The sequence below is a fragment of the Pseudoduganella sp. GW821-FHT12E03 genome, assembly GCF_058807115.1.
Window position 1 is genome coordinate 445,432 of sequence record NZ_JBXAQJ010000005.1, and the last position, 17,817, is coordinate 463,248.

Below are 17,817 nucleotides of genomic sequence, written 5' to 3' on the forward strand. Positions count from 1 at the left end.
TTAATGACGGCCTTCGTTCAGGCGCTGGTAGCCAGGGATGCTGTTGCGCAGCACCTCCAGCGGGTTGCCGAAGCCGAAATCGGACAAGCCATTCAGCTCCAGGCGGAAAAAGATCGGGGTCGACGCCTGGTTGGCCGTCGTCACGAAGCGCTGCGCGCCCATGCGGAAAACCCAGCAATCGCCTTTGTACTCAAGCCCGATCAGGCTTTCGAGGATTTTTTTGTCTTTCAGCGAATAGCTGACACGGCCCACGCCATACCAGCGCGTCGACAACGGCCACTGGCTCGACACATCGACGTTGCGGAAACCATCGTTGTTGCGCACGCCGGTGGAACTGTTGAACGTGTCGCGCAGGTAGCGGTAGCCCAGGTTCAGCACTTTCTTCGGGGCCGGCATGAAGTTCAGCGCCATGTTCGAGCTGACCACGTGCTTGTCCGACGGATTGTACTGTACCGCGGAGTCGAGGCCCCAGGTCTCGGAAATGCGGCCCTGCGCGGCCAGCAGCATGTCGGACTTGGCATCCTTGGTCGGCGTGCTGGCGTCCAGCTGCACGCGCTGGTCGGCAAAGTAAAAGCGCTGGCCGAACGCCAGGCGCATACGCTCGGCGCCGCTTTCTTCCAGGAAGCGCGACACCACGGCCGCCGTCACCTGGTTGGCGTCGCCAATGCGGTCGGCGCCGACGAAACGGTTTTCGCTGAAAATCTGCGAGAAGTTGAACGTCGATGCGGCGGTATCGAAGTTCGGGAAATCCTTCTGGTCGCGGTATGGCGTCTTCACGTAAAACAGGCGCGGTTCCAGCGTTTGCGTGGCAGCGCGGCCGAACATCGTGGTTTCGCGCTCGAACACCAGGCCGGAATCGAGCGACACGGTCGGCACAGTGCGCGTCAGCGACCGCTGTGCCGTGAAGACCGTCCCTTCGGTATGCGGGTCGAGCTGGTAGGCGCTGGCGTGCAGCTGGATTTTCGGCGTGATGAAGAAGCTTGGGCCGATCACCGGGTAACTGATCTGCGGAATCGCGACAAAACGGTTGCCACGAATCGCCGTCGGGTGCCAGAAGCTGGTCAGCTCACTGTCCACGGCCCAGTCGAAACCACCGACGTCATAGCGCGCCGCATGGAAATTGATGGCCGGCAGGCGGTCATACGGCCGCGTGACGAACAGCGTTGAATTGGTGATCGACGCCGGGTCTTGCAGCACCTGGTACTTTTGCACGCGCGCCGACAGGCTCCAGAATTCACCGCGGTAATCGCTGCGCAATTCGCGCAGCAGTTGGCGTTCCACGCTGCCGGCCACGGTCTTGGAAAAGTCGTTCGGATAGTTTTCGTCCGACGCCGCGCGCGCATTCCAGCCAAAGGTCCAGTCTTTCGCAATCGCCTGCGTGTGGCTGGTGTTGATCATCCAGCGGTCCATATGCCGCTGGCTGTCGTTCGGCAGGTATTCAATGAACGTATCGCCGGCATAGCCGCCCGCATCGGTTTCACCGATATAACGGCCGTGTGCGCCGAGCTGGAAGCCGCGGCGTGCGATCAGGCGCGGGTACACGGTCAGGTCGCGGTTGGGCGCAATATTGAAGTAGTACGGCACCGTCAATTCGGCGCGGCCCTTGGAGCCGAAGCCCGGGATCGGCGGCAGCCAGCCGGAGCGGCGCGCGCCCGACAGCGAGAACGACAGCGCGGGCGTGCCGATCAGCGGCACGCCTTTGAAATACACCACGGTTTTGCCGGCCACGCCCACATCGCGCCCGGAATCGAGGTTCAGGGTTGACGATTTCAGGTACCAGTCCGGATTCGGCCCCTGGCACGTGCTGTAGGTGCCGTCGACCACTTCGGCGACATCTTCGTTGATGAAGTTGACGCGGCTGGCCTTGCCCTGCGCATGATTCAATTCCAGCTGGTAGGTCGGGTTCAGCAGGTAACCCTTGCCCGAATCCAGGTTCAGCTTGAACTCATCGCCGGTGTAATAGTCGCCATAACGCCAGATGCGCACATGGCCTTTCGCTTCCACCTCATCTTCCACCTGGCGGAAACAGGCCACATCGGCCGTCACGCGGGTTTTATCGCGCACCAGTTCAACGTTGCGCTCCAGGTTCAGTTCCCGGTCCGGACGGCCAGCGATGTCTTCCGCCTGCACAATAGTGGGTGCATCCTTGTCCGTCACGTGCTGGGGACGTGGTTTGGGCGGAGTTTGGGCGTGGCTTGTCGTTGCGGTAACGAGCGCGGTGAAGGCGAACGCCCAGCGGTGCGCGTTGGGTGGGGCTTTAAACCGGCTCATGAAGGTAGGGGTCGTAACACTGGCGATTTTTTAAGTTGAATCCCTTATTATATGGGAATCTACGACTTCGACTGCTTTTGTCAGACTTTGTTTCATGTCCTTATTGCCTAATTCATCACACGACGCCCGTTTCGATTCCCTGCAAACGTGGCTGTCCGCAACCGCCCTGGTCGATGTGGCCAGCGCCCGCCCCGCCTCGGCCGACGCCAGCTTCCGCCGCTATTTCCGCGTCGATGTGCTGCCGGAACACCAGACCAAACACGGCGCCACCCTGATCGCGATGGATGCGCCGCCCGAGCGGGAAAACGTGCCGGCCTTCCTGAAGGTCGACCAATTGCTGCAGGATGCCGGCGTGACCGTGCCGGTCATCGTGGCGCAAGACCTGGAACAGGGTTTCGTGCTGATGTCCGATCTCGGAGTAAGCACTTACCTGCAAGTGCTGGACCACGACAATGCCGCCACCCTGTATGCGGAAGCGCTGGGCGCGCTGGTGAAAATCCAGAAAGCCAGCCAGCCGGGCGTGCTGCCGGAATTCGACCGCGCCTTCATGCTGCGGGAAATGAATTTGTTCCCCGAGTGGTATATCGAAAAACACCTGGGCGCCACCCTGACCGAAGCGCAAAGCGCGGAATTGCAAAAAGTGTTCGATGCGATCCTGGCCAATTGCCTGGCGCAACAGCAAGTCTATATGCACCGCGACTACCATTCACGCAACCTGATGTGGATCGATGACCTTAAGAACCCGGGCATCCTGGACTTCCAGGACGCCGTGTATGGTCCGATCACGTACGACGTGGCGTCCCTGCTGCGCGACGCCTACGTCCAGTGGGATGAGGAACTGGTGCTGGACTGGGCGATCCGCTACTGGCAGCAGGCGAAGGCGGAAGGCTTGCCGGTCCACCGCGATATCGATGCGTTCTACAAGGACATGGAATACATGGGCTTGCAGCGTCACATCAAGATCCTCGGCATTTTCTGCCGCCTCAATTACCGCGACGGCAAGGCCAACTACATGGGCGATTTGCCGACCGTGATGGAATACGTGCGCAAGGTGGCCAACCGCTACAAGGACTTGCGTCCACTGGTGAAGCTGCTGGACACGCTGGAAAACACGGCGCCCCAGGTCGGCTACACGTTCTAAAGGACCGCAATGAAAGCAATGATTTTCGCCGCCGGCCGCGGCGAGCGCATGCGTCCGTTGACGGACACGGTCCCGAAGCCCCTGCTGAAAGTACGGGGCCGTCCGCTGATCGTATGGCACATCCTGAACCTGGTGCGCGCCGGCATCACGGAGATCGTCATCAACCACGCCCACCTGGGCCACATGATTGAAGAAGAACTGGGCGACGGCAGCAAGTATGGTGCAAAGATCCAGTATTCGCGCGAAGCGGAAGCACTGGAAACCGCCGGCGGCATCGCCTATGCGCGCGCACTGCTGGGCGATGAACCGTTCCTCGCGATTTCCGGCGATATCTATTGCCCCTACTTCGATTTCGAACAGGTCAAGGATGTCTTGCACGACAAGGATATGTGGGGCAATCCGTATGCCAAGGACAAGCGCGACGTGGCGTGGCTGTACCTGACGCCGAACCCGTGGCACAACCCCAAGGGCGACTTCGCGATGAACATGTACACCTTGGCCAATACCGGCGAGACGCTGTGGAACTTCGGCAATATCGGCGTGTACCGTCCTGAAATGTTCGACGGCATCGAACCGGGCACCAAGGCCGGCCTGGGCAAGCTGCTGCGCGACTATGTCGAACGGGGCCAGGTTGGCGGCGAACTGTATGAAGGCGAATGGGTCAATGTCGGCACCGTGCAGCAACTCGACGAGCTCAATGGCGCCAAGGCGGGAGGCAAACCACAATGACGTTTAATCCGGCGGCATTTGCCGCGAGGCGCACTCGCCTGCTCGGGCAAATGGAGCCGGGGTCCGTGGCCGTGCTGGCCACGGCGCCGGAAGTGGCGCGCAATGCCGACAGTGACTACCCGTACCGTCACGACAGCCATTTCTTTTACCTGACCGGATTTCCGGAGCCGGAAGCGGTGCTGGTATTGGTGGCCGCGCAGGGCGACAAGCCGGCGCAATCGCTGCTGTTTTGCCGCGAAAAAAATGCCGAGCGCGAAATCTGGGATGGCTTCCGTTATGGTCCCGAAGCGGCGCGCGGCACGTTTGGTTTCGATGCCGCGTACGCCATTACCGCCCTCGATGCGGAAATGGCGAAATTGCTGGCCGATGCGCCCGCCGTGTATTACCCGCTGGGCCGCGACCGCAAAACCGACATGCAAGTCAAGCGCTGGCTCGACGCCGTGCGCGCGCAATCGCGCAGCGGCGTGACGGCGCCGGACACGGCGCACAACCTGCTGCCGGTGATCGATGACATGCGCCTGGTCAAAGACGACACGGAAATCGCCACCATGCGCCGCGCCGCCGCGATTTCCGCGCAAGCCCATGCCCGCGCCATGCGCGCCACGCAGGCGGGCATGCGCGAATATGAAATCGAAGCGGAATTGCTGCATGAATTCCGCCGCAACGGCGCGCAATCGCCGGCCTACACCTCGATCGTGGCGGCCGGCGCCAATGCCTGCGTGCTGCATTACGTCGCCAACAATGACACCATCAACGATGGCGACCTGGTGCTGATCGACGCGGGCTGCGAACTCGATGGCTATGCCTCCGACATCACCCGCACCTATCCCGCCAACGGCCGCTTTACCGAACCACAGAAGGCGCTGTATGAACTGGTGCTGGCGGCGCAATCGGCGGCGTTGGAAGCCATCCGCCCCGGCCAGCCTTACCAGTCGGTGCACGACGCCGCAGTCCGCGTGCTGGTGCAAGGCATGCTGGACCTGGGCCTGCTGTGCGAGGACAAGCACGGCACCGTTGATGAAATCATCGCCACCAAGGCGTATACGCGTTTTTACATGCACGGCACCGGCCACTGGCTGGGCATGGATGTGCATGACGTCGGCCAGTACCGCGACGTGCACACGCCGGGCAAGCCATCGCGCCCGCTGCGTCCCGGCATGGTGCTGACGGTGGAGCCGGGCATTTATGTGCGTCCCGGCGACGACGTGCCGCAACAATACTGGAACATCGGCATCCGGATTGAAGACGATGTGCTGGTGACGAACGATGGCTACAGCATCCTCAGCGTGGGGGCGCCGAAAACCGTCGAGGAAATTGAACAAACGATGGCAACTGCATGACCGGCTTGGCAACTGATGATATTCCGGGTGAAACGCCCGACTACGACGTCGCCATTTGCGGCGCCGGCCCGGCCGGCATGGCGCTGGCGGCGCTGCTGGTGAAACGCGGCATAGCGGCCAGCCGTATTGCGCTGATCGATGCCCGCACCTTGCAGCAGGCAGGCAACGACCCGCGCTCGCTGGCGCTGTCGTATGGCAGCCGGCAAATCCTCGAGGAGATTGGCTGCTGGCCCGTCCCTGCCACCGCCATCAACGAAATCCACGTTTCGCGGCGCGGCCAGTTCGGCCGCAGCATGATCACCAGCGGTGAACACAAGCTGCCCGCGCTGGGTTATGTGACGCGCTATGGCGCGCTGGTGGCGGAACTGGGCGGCGCCTGCGAGCGGCTTGGCATCACGGCCCTGCGCCCGGCGCTGGTGACGGCGCTGCGCGAAGCGGACAGCCACGTGGCGCTGGACCTGGCGGAAGATGCCAATGGCAGCGCTGGTGCCGGGACTGCCGCAAGCACTGCGGCGGCGGCCTTGGTGGGCACGGCAGAGCCCATGGCGGCGGCCGGTGCTGGTGCGGCCGGCGATGTGCGCAACGCGGCGTCAGCCGCGCCGCATCGGAACCGTACGATCACTGCCTCGATCGTGGTACAAGCCGAGGGCGGCCTGTTCGGCGAACAGACCGTGAAATCCATGCTGCGCGATTACGGCCAGACCGCCGTCATTGCGCAGGTGCGCGCCAGCCGCCCGATCGCCCACCGCGCCTACGAGCGGTTCACGGACGAAGGCCCGCTGGCCCTGCTGCCGCAAGACGACGAGTACGCGCTGGTCTGGTGCGCCACGCCGCGCACCACCGAAGAATTGATGGAACTCGACGATGCAGAATTCCTGGCGCGCCTGGGCAATGCCTTTGGTTCGCGCCTCGGCGCGTTCACCCACACGTCGCGCCGCGTCGCCTTCCCGCTCGGTTTGAACGCGGGCGCACAGGGCACCGCGCGCATCGCCGCCATCGGCAATGCCGCGCAAACCCTGCACCCGGTGGCGGGCCAAGGCTTGAACCTGGGCCTGCGCGACGCCACCGTGCTGGCGCGGCTGCTGTCGCAAGGAGCGAATCCCCTCAACCTGGCGCAATTCCACGGCCAGCGCGAAAAAGACCGCACCACGACCGTGCACCTGACCGATGCGATGGCCACGCTGTTTGCCAATCAGTCGCCGTTGCAAGCGGTGCTGGGCGCGTCGCTGGCCGCGATCGACCTGGTCAGTTCGGCGCGCGGGGTGCTGGCGGAATTGATGATGTACGGACGGCGATAGCACAAGTACTTCCTGGCCCATGAATCAGCCCTTGAGCCATGTCTTGCGAAATGCTACCGTGGATGCAGACCTGCAACGGAGCTGTCAAATGAACGTACCGCACCGCCTTTTCCAGCAACCGCTGGCGGCCACGCTGGCCGCCATGTGCGCTACTGTGCTCACCACGGCGTTCGCCACGGCGCATGCCAGCGCAGCCACGGAAACCATGGTCTGGGTCATGCCCGACTTCCCGCCCGCATCGATCCCCGAAAACGGCCAGCCCGGCAACGGCGTGGCCGACCGCGTGGTGCGCTATATCGTGTCGAAATGGCCGGAAGCGGAACACCGTTTTATTTACGCCAACGCCAAGCGCACCTGGCAAATGCTGGAACAGGGCGACAAGGTCTGTTACGCCGCAGCGCTGCGGACCAGGGAGCGGGAACAGGTCGCCTATTTCACCAATACCAATATGCTCGCGCCGCCCAGCCTGATTGTGCGGCATGCATCGCTGGCGGCGGTGCCGCGCAATGCCGCCGGTGAAGTGGACTTTTCCACCTTGCTGGCCAGCCGCAAGCTGCGCGGCCTGCTGGTGGAAAAACGCAGTTATGGCGCGAAGGTCGATGACTTGATTGCGCGCAGTCCGCAACAGGCACGGCCGGCGACCACGTCCACCGGCAACTACGGCCAAAAGATCTTCCAGATGATCGTCGCCGACCGCGTTGATTACACCATCGATTACGACTTCACGTTCAGCTATGAATGGTCGCGCCACAGTGAACTGGCGGCGCTGCAAACCATCCCCATTGCCGGCAATACCGCGCTGGTCACCACCGGGGTGGCGTGTCCCCGCACCGACTGGGGCCGTGCCGTCATCACCAAGGTCGACCGCATTGTCGGCACGAAGGACGGGGCCGACGCGCTGCTGCAGGCGCAAAACGCGTGGCACACGGAAGAAGCCAAGCAGCGCTATGCGGCCCAGTTTGCGGAATTCGCGCGGCAGCGCGCCAAACCGGCGCCTGCCACGGAGTACAAATAAAAAAACGGATCCCGGGGGATCCGTTTTTTGTGGTGTGCGATCAGTCTTATTCGACTGCTTTCACCATGTCTTCAATGACTTTCTTTGCGTCGCCAAACACCATCATGGTGTTGGCCTGGTAGAACAGGTCATTGTCCAGGCCCGCGTAGCCGGACGCCATCGAGCGCTTATTGACGATGATGGACTTGGCTTTGTACGCTTCCAGGATCGGCATGCCGGCGATCGGCGACTTCGGATCTTTCGCGGCGGGATTGACCACGTCATTGGCGCCCAGCACCAGCACCACGTCGGTCTGGCCGAATTCGCCGTTGATGTCTTCCATCTCGAACACCTGGTCATACGGCACCTCGGCCTCCGCCAGCAGCACGTTCATGTGGCCAGGCATGCGGCCCGCCACCGGGTGGATCGCATACTTCACGGACACGCCCTTGTGGGTCAGCTTTTCCACCAGCTCTTTCAGCGAGTGCTGGGCGCGGGCCACCGCCAGGCCATAGCCCGGAACGATGATGACCGACTCCGCGTTGGCCATGATGAACGACGCATCGTCGGCCGAACCGGATTTCACCGGACGGGCCGCCTGCGCCGCGCCACCGGCCGAAGCCGCCGCCGCGTCGCCGCCGAAGCCGCCCAGGATCACGTTGAAGAACGAACGGTTCATGGCCTTGCACATGATGTACGACAGGATCGCGCCGGAGGAACCCACCAGCGAGCCGGCAATGATCAGCATCGAGTTGTTCAGCGAGAAGCCGATACCGGCCGCCGCCCAGCCCGAATACGAGTTCAGCATCGACACCACCACCGGCATGTCGGCGCCGCCGATCGGGATGATGATCAGCACGCCCAGCACGAAGGCGATCGCCGTCATGATCAGGAACGGGGTCCACGCAGGTTCCACACCACCGGCAAACACGAACACCAGGCCCAGGCCCACCATCACGGTTGCCAGCACCAGGTTCAGCATGTGCTGGCCCGCGAACACCACCGGCGCACCCTGGAACAGGCGGAACTTGTATTTGCCCGCCAATTTGCCGAACGCAATCACGGAACCGGAGAACGTGATCGCGCCAACAAACGTACCGATGAACAGTTCGATCCGGTTACCCATCGGCAGTGCTCCGTCGGCTGCGGCAATACCGAACGCCTGTGGCTCGGAGACCGCCGCCACCGCGATACACACCGCCGCCAGGCCGATCAGCGAGTGCATTGCCGCGACCAGCTCCGGCATCTTCGTCATTTCGACTTTTTTCGCCAGGGTGGCGCCAATACCGCCGCCCACGATGACGCCCAAAGCGACCAGGCCGAAGCCCATGCCACCGGTGGACGATGCGGCTTCCGCCTGCAATTTGAGGATCAGCGCCAGCGTGGTGACCACCGCGATCGCCATGCCGATCATGCCAAAGGCATTACCCTGGCGCGCGTTGGCGGGAGAAGACAAGCCTTTCAGTGCCTGGATGAAGCAAACCGATGCCACCAGGTACAGCAGGGTAACGAGATTCCAGCTGATGAAACTCATGCCTTGTTCCCCTTATCTTTTTTCTTGAACATTTCCAGCATGCGCTGCGTCACGAGGAACCCGCCGAACACATTGACCGCGGCCAGCGCCACGGCCACCGTGCCGGCGATCTGGCCGACCTTGCCCTGCGTCAGCGCGGCCGCCAGCATGGCGCCCACGATGATGATCGCGGAAATCGCGTTGGTCACCGCCATCAGCGGCGTGTGCAGCGCGGGCGTGACGGTCCACACCACGTGGTAACCCACGTAGATGGCCAGCACGAAAATGATGAGGTTGATGATGGTATGACTGACTTCCATGTCGCTTCCCCTTATTTGCGCAGCACTTCACCGCCGAAGGCGATCAAGGTGGCTTTAATGATTTCATCTTCCCGGTCGATGACCAGCTTGTCCTCTTTGTCGATGACCAGCTTCAGGAAGTCCAGCACGTTGCGCGCATACAGCGCGGACGCGTCGGCCGCCACCAGGCACGCCAGGTTCGGTTCGCCAATGATGTGCACGCCGTGTTTGGTTACCGTCTTGCCCGCTTCCGTCAGCGGGCAGTTGCCGCCCTGCTCGGCCGCCAGGTCGACAATCACGGAACCCGGCTTCATGGCTTTCACGGTCTCTTCGGAAATCAGGACCGGGGCTTTGCGGCCCGGGATCAGCGCGGTGGTGATGATGATGTCGGCCAGTTTCGCGCGTTCGTGCACCAGTTCGGCCTGGCGCTTCATCCATTCTGGTGGCATCGGACGGGCATAACCGCCGACACCCTTGGCGATTTCCTTTTCCTCATCGGTCAGGTACGGCACGTCGATGAATTTCGCGCCCAGCGATTCCACCTGTTCCTTGACCGGCGGACGCACGTCGGACGCTTCAATCACGGCGCCCAGGCGTTTCGCGGTCGCAATGGCTTGCAAACCGGCCACGCCGACGCCCATGATCAGCACGCGGGCCGCTTTCACGGTGCCCGCCGCCGTCATCAGCATCGGCATGAAACGCTGGTACGTGTTGGCCGCCATCATGACCGCTTTGTAGCCGGCAATGTTTGCCTGCGACGACAGCACGTCCATCGATTGCGCACGGGTAATACGGGGCGCGGCTTCCAGCGCAAACGCGGTCAGGCCGGCTTGCGCCATCAAGCCCGTGTTATCCGCGTCGAACGGGTTCAGCATGCCGATGACGACCGTACCGGGCTTGATCTGGGCCCGTTCCGCGTCGTTCGGCGCACGCACCTTGAGCACCATGTCCGCGCCAAACGCTTCTTGCGCCGACACGATGGTGGCGCCCGCCGCCACGTACGCTTCATCGGTAATCGATGCCTGCAAGCCTGCGCCGGACTGCACCAGTAACTGGTGTTTTGCGGCCAGCTTCTTCACCGTTTCGGGCGTTGCCGCCACCCGCGTTTCTCCCGGCCTTGTTTCGGCCGGTATGCCTATCCTCATAACTACCTCCGGTAATGTCGAATATGAAATTTATTAAAATTATGGATGGGAAAAGTTGCAAAAGTATGACGTTCTGCTAAGACCATAACATGAATTTTGGGAAAGTTACCCCTTTTTAGAGCGCAATAACCATATTCTGTAGCGCATGACCAACCGCATGTTTCATAGCGTGAAAGCAATATCTCACTTCGTGCAATTAACCGGTTTTAATAGAAGATACTGTCAAATTCGGCACCAATCGTAGTCCGTTAGGACGTGATGTCGAATTTGCATCGGAAAACCGCAGCTTTTCGGAGCTTCGTTCCCGGAACAAGATAAAATGGCGGCTCTTTCATGGACGACCCTATGCCGCGCACCTGGAAACCCTCTGTCACTGTTGCCGCCATCATTGAAAAAGATGGCAAGTTTTTGCTGATCGAAGAAGAAACCAGCGAAGGCATCCGCCTGAACCAGCCGGCCGGCCACCTGGATCCGCATGAATCGCTGGAACAGGCCGTGGTGCGCGAGGCGCTGGAAGAGACCGCGTATGAATTCAAGCCGACCGGCCTGGTCGGCATGTATATGTCGCGCTACCGTTCGGCCCGCACGGGTGAGGCGGTGACGTATTTGCGCTTTGCCTTTTGCGGCGAAGTGGGCGCCAAACTGGACCGCCCGCTCGACGACGGCATTTTGCGCACCATGTGGCTGACGCGCGAAGAAATCGCCGCCTGCCCGGAACGCCACCGCAGCCCGCTGCTGTTGACGTGCATTGATGAATATTTGGCGGGCAAGCGCGCGCCGCTCGATTTGCTGCACACGCATGCGTCGGTGTTCGGCGAGATTTGATGTGTTTTACATGTAATTTAATAAGTAACTAAGCGGAATTAGCACTATGAGCAAGAAACGTGTCGTGATCGGGATGTCTGGCGGGGTCGATTCCTCGGTCTCGGCATGGCTGCTGAAAGAACAAGGCTATGAAGTCATCGGCCTGTTCATGAAAAACTGGGAAGACGACGACGATTCGGAATACTGTTCGACCCGCCAGGACTGGATCGACGCGGCCAGCGTGGCCGACGTGGTCGGCGTGGACATCGAAGCCGTCAACTTTGCCGCCGAATACAAAGACCGCGTGTTCGCGGAATTCCTGCGGGAATACCAGGCCGGCCGCACGCCAAACCCGGATGTGCTGTGCAACGCGGAAATCAAGTTCAAGGCCTTCCTCGACCACGCGATGCACCTCGGCGCGGATTTGATCGCCACCGGCCACTACGCGCGCGTGCGGCAAAATACCGCGTCGGGCAAGTTCGAATTGCTCAAAGCGCTCGACCATACCAAGGATCAAAGTTATTTCCTGCACCGCCTGAACCAGGCGCAGCTGTCGAAAACCTTATTCCCGCTCGGTGAAATCCCGAAAACCGAAGTGCGCAAGATTGCCGAACAACTCAAGTTGCCGAACGCGGCCAAGAAGGACTCCACCGGCATTTGCTTCATTGGTGAGCGCCCGTTCCGCGAATTCCTGAACCGCTACCTGTCGCACCAGCCCGGCCCGATGAAAACGCCGGACGGCAAGGTCGTGGGCCAGCATATCGGCCTGTCGTTCTACACGCTGGGCCAGCGCAAGGGTATCGGCATCGGTGGCGTGAAGTCGTACCAGAACGCCGATGGCAGCAGCGACGCATGGTATGTGGCGCGCAAGGATGTGGCGGAAAATACGCTGTGGGTGGTGCAGGGCCATGACCATCCGTGGCTGCTGTCGCCGGCCTTGCAAGCCAGCCAGGCCAGCTGGGTGGCGGGCGAAGCGCCGGCCGCCGGCCGCCTGTCGGCCAAGACCCGCTACCGCCAGGCCGACGTGCCGTGCGACGTGACGGCGGATGGCTTGCTGGATTTCTCGCTGGCGTTCCCGGATGCGCAGTGGGCCGTGACGCCGGGCCAGTCGGCCGTCTTGTACGACGGCGACGTGTGCCTGGGCGGCGGGATTATTGCTTAAAAATTAATATCAGGCGGCGTCATTCCCGGCGCTGCCGCCGGTCGCCGCCTGCATGTCCGCCTGCGCTTTTTGCTGGCGCTTGACCATGGTGATAATGGTACTGCGGATGGTTTTCAGCACCGTGCCGGCATTGAACGGCTTGACGATAAAGCCGATAAAGCCCATGGCGTGCGCTTTTTGCACGGTGGGCGCGTCGAATTCACTGGACACCATGAACAGCATGGCTTTCGGCCAGCCCTTGCGTACTTCGGCAATCGACGCTTCGTCGGCCTCCACCACGTCACGCGCAATGCAAACGATTTGCGGATTGTGCTTCACCATCAGTGCAATGGCGCTGGCGCCCGTGTGTCCCTGCCCCACCACGTCATAGCTGCCATCCATCAGTACGGTATTGAGCAAGCCGCGCGCCACCGCACTGGAATCAATAATGACCGCCTTTAACATCTTGTCCCCTGTTTATTTTTTAGTTATGTTGCCAGGCCAGCATGTTCCAGCTGACGCCGACTTTGACATCGGTTTTCAGTTGCACCAGTTGGCGCGAAAGATACAGCATTTCACGTTCTTTCCGTAACGTTTCGCCCAGAGTATCTTTCAATATACCAGCCCCAGCCATAATCGCATCCAATGTGCCGTATGTGCGCAACAGCCTGGCAGCGGTTTTTTGCCCCACGCGCGACACGCCGGGAATGCTGTCGGTGGCGTCGCCCATCAGCGCCAGCAAGTCCGGCAACAGTTCCGGCGGCACGCCCCATTTGTTTTCCACCCAGGCATAGTCATGCCACTCGCTCTTGAAGTGATCCCACACCAGCGCGCCGTCGGCGATCAGGCAGTGCAAATCCTTGTCGGTGCTGGCCACCACGGCATCGCCCCGCCCCTCACTCAGCCAGCGCATGACGACCGTGCCGATCACGTCATCGGCTTCCACCCCGGGCAGCGACACCGGCAGCAAGCCGATTTTTTCCAGCGACACATAAAAGCCGGGCAAGGCGGCGCGCAGCGGTTCCGGCATCGGCGCCCGGCCTTCGCGGTAGCCTTCATACAGGTCGTGACGCCAGGTGCGGCCGCCGAAATCAAACGCGGGCAGCACGTGGCTCGGCTCGTGGCCGTTGATCAAATGGCGGAACGACGACAGGGCGTGGCGCAGCGCGATGTCCGCCTTCAAGTCCGAATCCGGTTCGGGACTGGCTTCATACACGCGGCGCACGATGTTCAAGCCGTCGATGGCAAGGAGTCTGGCCATGGTGGAATACAAATGTTACTGATCCGATATTGTACCCGCTCGCCGGCACTGCCCTATTTGATCAACTCGTAAGGACCGCCCGCCTTGAGCGCCTTCTTGTACGCCGGCCGCGCATGGATGCGCTTCAGGAACGCCGTCAGCTTCGGCCGCTCCTTGGCCAGCCCGCCGCGCGCCGATGCCGCTTCCAGCGGAAAACTCATCTGCACGTCCGCCGCGCCGAATTCCGCGCCGGAAAACCAGGGCGCCTTGGCCAGCTCGTCTTCCAGGTAATCGAGGTGGGTTTCAATCTGCGGCTGGATGTAGGTGCTGAGCACCTTGTGCGCGATGGCTTTCGCGATCGGTTTCACAAAGAACGGCGCGGGCGCCGATGCCACCCGGTCAAACACCAGCTTCATCAATAGCGGCGTCATCAGCGAGCCTTCCGCATAGTGCATGAAATAGCGCCAGCGCAGCTTGTCCGGCGTGCCGGCGGCGGGAACGAAGCGGCCATCGCCATAGCGCTCCACCAGGTATTCGACGATGGCGCCCGATTCCGCCACCGTCACGTCGCCATCGGTGATGACCGGCGACTTGCCCAGCGGGTGGATGGCGCGCAGCGACGCCGGCGCCAGCATGGTTTTCGCATCGCGCTGGTAACGCACGATTTCATACGGCAAACCCAGTTCTTCCAGCAGCCACAGGACGCGCTGCGAGCGGGAATTATTGAGGTGATGGACTACGATCATGGCAATCTTTCAGAAAAAAAGCACGGCCGTGCGCCGCAAGCTTCCAGCTTAACAGTTTCGCCAATATTGCGTCGCAGATGGCCTGAATATCAATGCAAATGATAATAATTCACATTTACTTACAGGTAAGAAGTTTGCTATCATCTTTCGGATATTCACTACTTTCCTAAGAAAAAGATCATGGCAATCAAGAGCCGCAAACATTCGACTCCAGGTTATACCCAGATGAGTACTGTCCTGGCCGCCATGCTGTTGCCGGTTGCAGCAGCGCACGGTGCCGACGCCACGCCTGCCCCGCCGGTGGTTGCCGGTGGCGTGATGCAGGAAGTGCGTGTCGAAGGCGTCAAGGAAAACGAATTCAAGGCCGACCGCGCCAACTCCACCAAATACACGGAATTGCTGGTCAACACGCCGCAAACCATCACCGTCATCAAGAAAGAATTGATTGAGCAGCAAGGCGCCGTGACCCTGGCCGACGCGCTGCGCAACACCCCGGGCGTGGGCGCCTTCTTCCTCGGTGAAAACGGCAACACCAACACTGGCGACGCGATCTATATGCGCGGCTTCGACGCCTCGTCCAGCATTTACGTCGATGGCCTGCGCGACATGGGCTCGATTTCGCGCGACATCTTCAATATCGAACAGATCGATATCGTCAAGGGCCCGGCCGGCACCGACGGTGGCCGTGGCTCGCCGACCGGCTCGATCAACCTGGGTTCCAAGCAGGCGACCATGCAAGATGCCTATTCCGGCATCGTGACGGCCGGCAGCGGCCAGCAAAAGCGCGCCACTGCGGACTTGAACAAGGTCATCGACCTCAACAGCGGCACCGCCTTCCGCCTGAACGTGCTGGCGCAAGATTCCGGCAATCCGGCCCGTGACGTGATCAAGAACAAGCGCTGGGCCGTGGCGCCGACCATCGGATTCGGCATCGGCAGCCCGACCCGCGTGTCGCTGAGCCTGCTGCACGTGGACCAGGACAATATGCCCGATGGCGGCGTGCCGACCATCGGCTTGCCTGGCTATACCAGCCCGGACAGTGCCAACACCGTGGCCGCCAAGCGCCGCCTGTACCTGAACGACGCGATGCGCGTCGATCCACGCGGCTTCTATGGTTCGACTTCCGACTATGACAAGGTCAAGGCCGACATGGCGACCGTGCGCATCGACCACGACTTCTCGCCGTCCGTCAAACTGCAAAACATGACGCGCTATGGCAAGACCCAGCAGGATTACCTGTTGAGCGCGTTCCGTGGCAATGCCGCCAACCTGGTGACGGAAACCGCCGCCGGCGTGGTGCTGCCGGTTGCGCAATGGAGCTTGAAGCGCCCTGACCTGCGCACCATCAAGGACCAGGAAAACCAGCTGCTGGCCAACCAGACCACGGTGACCTTCGACTTCAATGGCGCGGGCATGAAGCACACGGCGGTGGCCGGCCTGGAACTGATCAATGAAAAGCAGCTGACCTACGGCTATGACACGGCCAGCCTGGGCGTGCTGGCCGATGCCAACCTGTACAACCCGAATCCATCGGCGCCGTTCAAGACCGCGCCGGCGCCCAAGCGCAACGGTGTGTACAGCGACGCTTCCACCAACACGCAGGCGCTGTACCTGTTCGACACGGCCAAGCTGGGCGAGCAATGGATGTTCAGCGGCGGCGTGCGCGTCGACCACTACAGCACCAGCTACAACGCGGTGGTGCTGACCACGGCCACCTCGAACCCGCCAGTCCCGGCCGGCGTCTTCCTGCCGGTGAAACTGGACCTGGCCGATACCCTGCTGACCGGTAAACTGTCGGCCCTGTACAAGCCGACGGAAAACAGCAGCGTGTATGCCACCGTGGCGACGTCCAAGCAGCCTCCGGGCGGCGGCACGTTCGTCCTGAGCACCTCGGCCAGCAGCGCGGCCAATCCGAAGTTCGATCCGCAATCCACGGTCACCAAGGAAATCGGCGGCAAGTGGGACTTGCTGAAGCAAAAGCTGGCGCTGGCTGGCGCGATCTACCGCACCGAGGTGCGCAACGAGATCGAGCAGGACCCGACCGACCTGCTGTACTACCAGACCGGCAAGAAGCGCGTGGATGGCATTGAAATCAGCCTGACGGGTGAAATCGCCCGCAACTGGCTGATCTCGGGCGGCTACGCGCACATGAAGACCAGCGTCACCTCCGGCAAGGTCATGACCGCCGCAAACGAAAACGTCCTGAGCTACACGCCGAAGGATTCGTTCACCGTGTGGACGTCGTACACCCTGCCAATGGGCCTGAAACTGGGCGGCGGCGCCAACTACGTCGGCAAGCTGATGCGCGGCACCGACAGCGCCGTGGGCACCCCGGCGTTTGCCGATGCCTACTGGGTCGCCAACGCGATGGCCGCCTACCAGGTCACCCGCAACGTCGAGCTGCAAGTCAACATCAACAACCTGTTCGACAAAGAGTACATCCAGGCAATCAACAAGTCCGGCTACCGCTACACCCCAGGCGCCCCGCGCTCGGGCAGCGTGACGGCCAACATCCGCTTCTAACCGGATCAGGCTCCAACGCAAAACGCCACCTTCGGGTGGCGTTTGTCATTGTGGGGTCAGGCGTGCATTGATGCGTTATTACGGTGGGGTCAGGCGTGCATTCGTGCATTCGCGGTGCACCACCCGGTTTCCCCTGCATTAGAAGGCATTCGTTGCGAGGAATGGATGCAGTAATGGCATGTCCACGGCGCGCCCGCATCGATGCCTGCGGCCGTGAGGGTACGCCGCATAAGGCTTCCTGAGAAATGCACGAATGCACGCCTGACCCCACAGGTTTTGTGCATCAATGCACGCCTGACCCCACGGGGGGGAGAAAAAAATCAGCGCTGCACGTGCAGGCGGATCACGCGGCGGGTGGTGGTGGTATCGGTTGGCGCGGGTGCGCCGATGGGGGGCGACGATGTCCCGCAGGCGGAAGCTTTGGACGACGACGACGACGCGGCGCCGCAGCTGCCGCAACCGCTGCCGCAGCTCGATTCGGTTTTAAACAGCTTGGCCAACCGCGCCTGGTTGAAGCCGCGGCGCGTCAGCACATAGACGATCTGCTGGCGCCAGGCCAGCGGCAGGTAGCGCGCGCCCGCATGCACGGCGCATGCGGCCACGATCACGCCAACAGTTATCTCTTGCCACATA

Annotated in this window: 16 protein-coding genes; 8 read left to right on the top strand and 8 right to left on the bottom strand. The window is 61.6% G+C overall.

From position 1 onward, the window contains the following. Positions 1-2,271 carry an LPS-assembly protein LptD gene (locus tag AC1RRC_RS15520; protein WP_493056385.1) on the bottom strand — a complete coding sequence of 757 codons (2,271 nt, stop codon included), beginning with the start codon at positions 2,269-2,271 and terminating at the stop codon, positions 1-3. Between the two features lie 94 nt (positions 2,272-2,365). On the opposite strand from AC1RRC_RS15520, the gene AC1RRC_RS15525 reads away from it, so the two are divergent. The 5 genes from AC1RRC_RS15525 to AC1RRC_RS15545 all read left to right on the top strand — a co-directional run bounded on the left by AC1RRC_RS15525 (position 2,366) and on the right by AC1RRC_RS15545 (position 7,794). Next, positions 2,366-3,412 (top strand): aminoglycoside phosphotransferase family protein, encoded by a 1,047-nt coding sequence (locus AC1RRC_RS15525; RefSeq protein ID WP_493056386.1) that lies wholly within the window; start codon positions 2,366-2,368, stop codon positions 3,410-3,412. 9 nt (positions 3,413-3,421) lie between these two features. After that, the gene (murU, locus tag AC1RRC_RS15530; RefSeq protein WP_493056387.1) at positions 3,422-4,141 is read left to right on the top strand and encodes an N-acetylmuramate alpha-1-phosphate uridylyltransferase MurU; all 720 of its coding nucleotides are present in this window, start codon (positions 3,422-3,424) and stop codon (positions 4,139-4,141) included. Further along, entirely contained in the window at positions 4,138-5,481 is a 1,344-nt protein-coding gene (gene pepP, locus AC1RRC_RS15535) for a Xaa-Pro aminopeptidase (protein ID WP_493056388.1), read from the top strand. Before murU ends, pepP begins: the two co-directional genes overlap by 4 nt. A gap of 5 nt (positions 5,482-5,486) precedes the next feature. After that, the gene (locus tag AC1RRC_RS15540; protein WP_493056389.1) at positions 5,487-6,779 is read left to right on the top strand and encodes an FAD-dependent monooxygenase; all 1,293 of its coding nucleotides are present in this window, start codon (positions 5,487-5,489) and stop codon (positions 6,777-6,779) included. A gap of 88 nt (positions 6,780-6,867) precedes the next feature. After that, complete coding sequence (locus AC1RRC_RS15545; protein WP_493056390.1) at positions 6,868-7,794, top strand: TIGR02285 family protein; 927 nt, start codon at positions 6,868-6,870, stop codon at positions 7,792-7,794. Positions 7,795-7,840: 46 nt separating this feature from the next. Here AC1RRC_RS15545 and AC1RRC_RS15550 read toward each other — a convergent pair whose 3' ends face one another. From AC1RRC_RS15550 to AC1RRC_RS15560, 3 genes are read right to left on the bottom strand one after another with little or no spacing between them, the layout of a single operon-like run. Further along, entirely contained in the window at positions 7,841-9,307 is a 1,467-nt protein-coding gene (locus tag AC1RRC_RS15550; RefSeq protein ID WP_493056391.1) for an NAD(P)(+) transhydrogenase (Re/Si-specific) subunit beta, read from the bottom strand. Further along, a complete protein-coding gene (locus AC1RRC_RS15555) occupies positions 9,304-9,606 on the bottom strand; it encodes an NAD(P) transhydrogenase subunit alpha part 2 (protein WP_155437623.1) in 303 nt (100 codons plus the stop codon). The genes AC1RRC_RS15550 and AC1RRC_RS15555 overlap by 4 nt, the downstream gene beginning before the upstream one ends. 11 nt (positions 9,607-9,617) lie before the next feature. Then, positions 9,618-10,730, bottom strand: a complete 1,113-nt coding sequence (locus AC1RRC_RS15560) for a Re/Si-specific NAD(P)(+) transhydrogenase subunit alpha (RefSeq protein ID WP_493056392.1) — start codon at positions 10,728-10,730, stop codon at positions 9,618-9,620. 345 nt (positions 10,731-11,075) lie between these two features. Here AC1RRC_RS15560 and AC1RRC_RS15565 point away from each other — a divergent pair, with 345 nt between their 5' ends. Continuing rightward, complete coding sequence (locus AC1RRC_RS15565; RefSeq protein WP_493056517.1) at positions 11,076-11,555, top strand: NUDIX hydrolase; 480 nt, start codon at positions 11,076-11,078, stop codon at positions 11,553-11,555. Positions 11,556-11,601: 46 nt separating this feature from the next. Beyond that, entirely contained in the window at positions 11,602-12,696 is a 1,095-nt protein-coding gene (gene mnmA, locus AC1RRC_RS15570) for a tRNA 2-thiouridine(34) synthase MnmA (RefSeq protein WP_493056393.1), read from the top strand. 9 nt (positions 12,697-12,705) lie between these two features. Here mnmA and AC1RRC_RS15575 read toward each other — a convergent pair whose 3' ends face one another. From AC1RRC_RS15575 to AC1RRC_RS15585, 3 genes are read right to left on the bottom strand one after another with little or no spacing between them, the layout of a single operon-like run. Then, positions 12,706-13,140, bottom strand: coding sequence for a response regulator (locus tag AC1RRC_RS15575; RefSeq protein WP_493056394.1), 435 nt, complete (start codon positions 13,138-13,140; stop codon positions 12,706-12,708). Between the two features lie 19 nt (positions 13,141-13,159). Then, positions 13,160-13,936, bottom strand: coding sequence for a 5'-3' exonuclease (locus AC1RRC_RS15580; protein ID WP_493056395.1), 777 nt, complete (start codon positions 13,934-13,936; stop codon positions 13,160-13,162). A gap of 53 nt (positions 13,937-13,989) precedes the next feature. Further along, complete coding sequence (locus AC1RRC_RS15585; RefSeq protein WP_493056396.1) at positions 13,990-14,661, bottom strand: glutathione S-transferase family protein; 672 nt, start codon at positions 14,659-14,661, stop codon at positions 13,990-13,992. Positions 14,662-14,886: 225 nt separating this feature from the next. Here AC1RRC_RS15585 and AC1RRC_RS15590 point away from each other — a divergent pair, with 225 nt between their 5' ends. Continuing rightward, positions 14,887-17,184 carry a catecholate siderophore receptor Fiu gene (locus AC1RRC_RS15590; RefSeq protein ID WP_493056397.1) on the top strand — a complete coding sequence of 766 codons (2,298 nt, stop codon included), beginning with the start codon at positions 14,887-14,889 and terminating at the stop codon, positions 17,182-17,184. Between the two features lie 320 nt (positions 17,185-17,504). Here the strand turns inward: AC1RRC_RS15590 and AC1RRC_RS15595 are convergent, their stop codons facing one another. Next, positions 17,505-17,816: a DUF6587 family protein gene (locus AC1RRC_RS15595; RefSeq protein ID WP_493056399.1), complete on the bottom strand. Its 312-nt coding sequence runs from the start codon at positions 17,814-17,816 to the stop codon at positions 17,505-17,507. Between the last annotated feature and the right edge of the window lies 1 nt (position 17,817).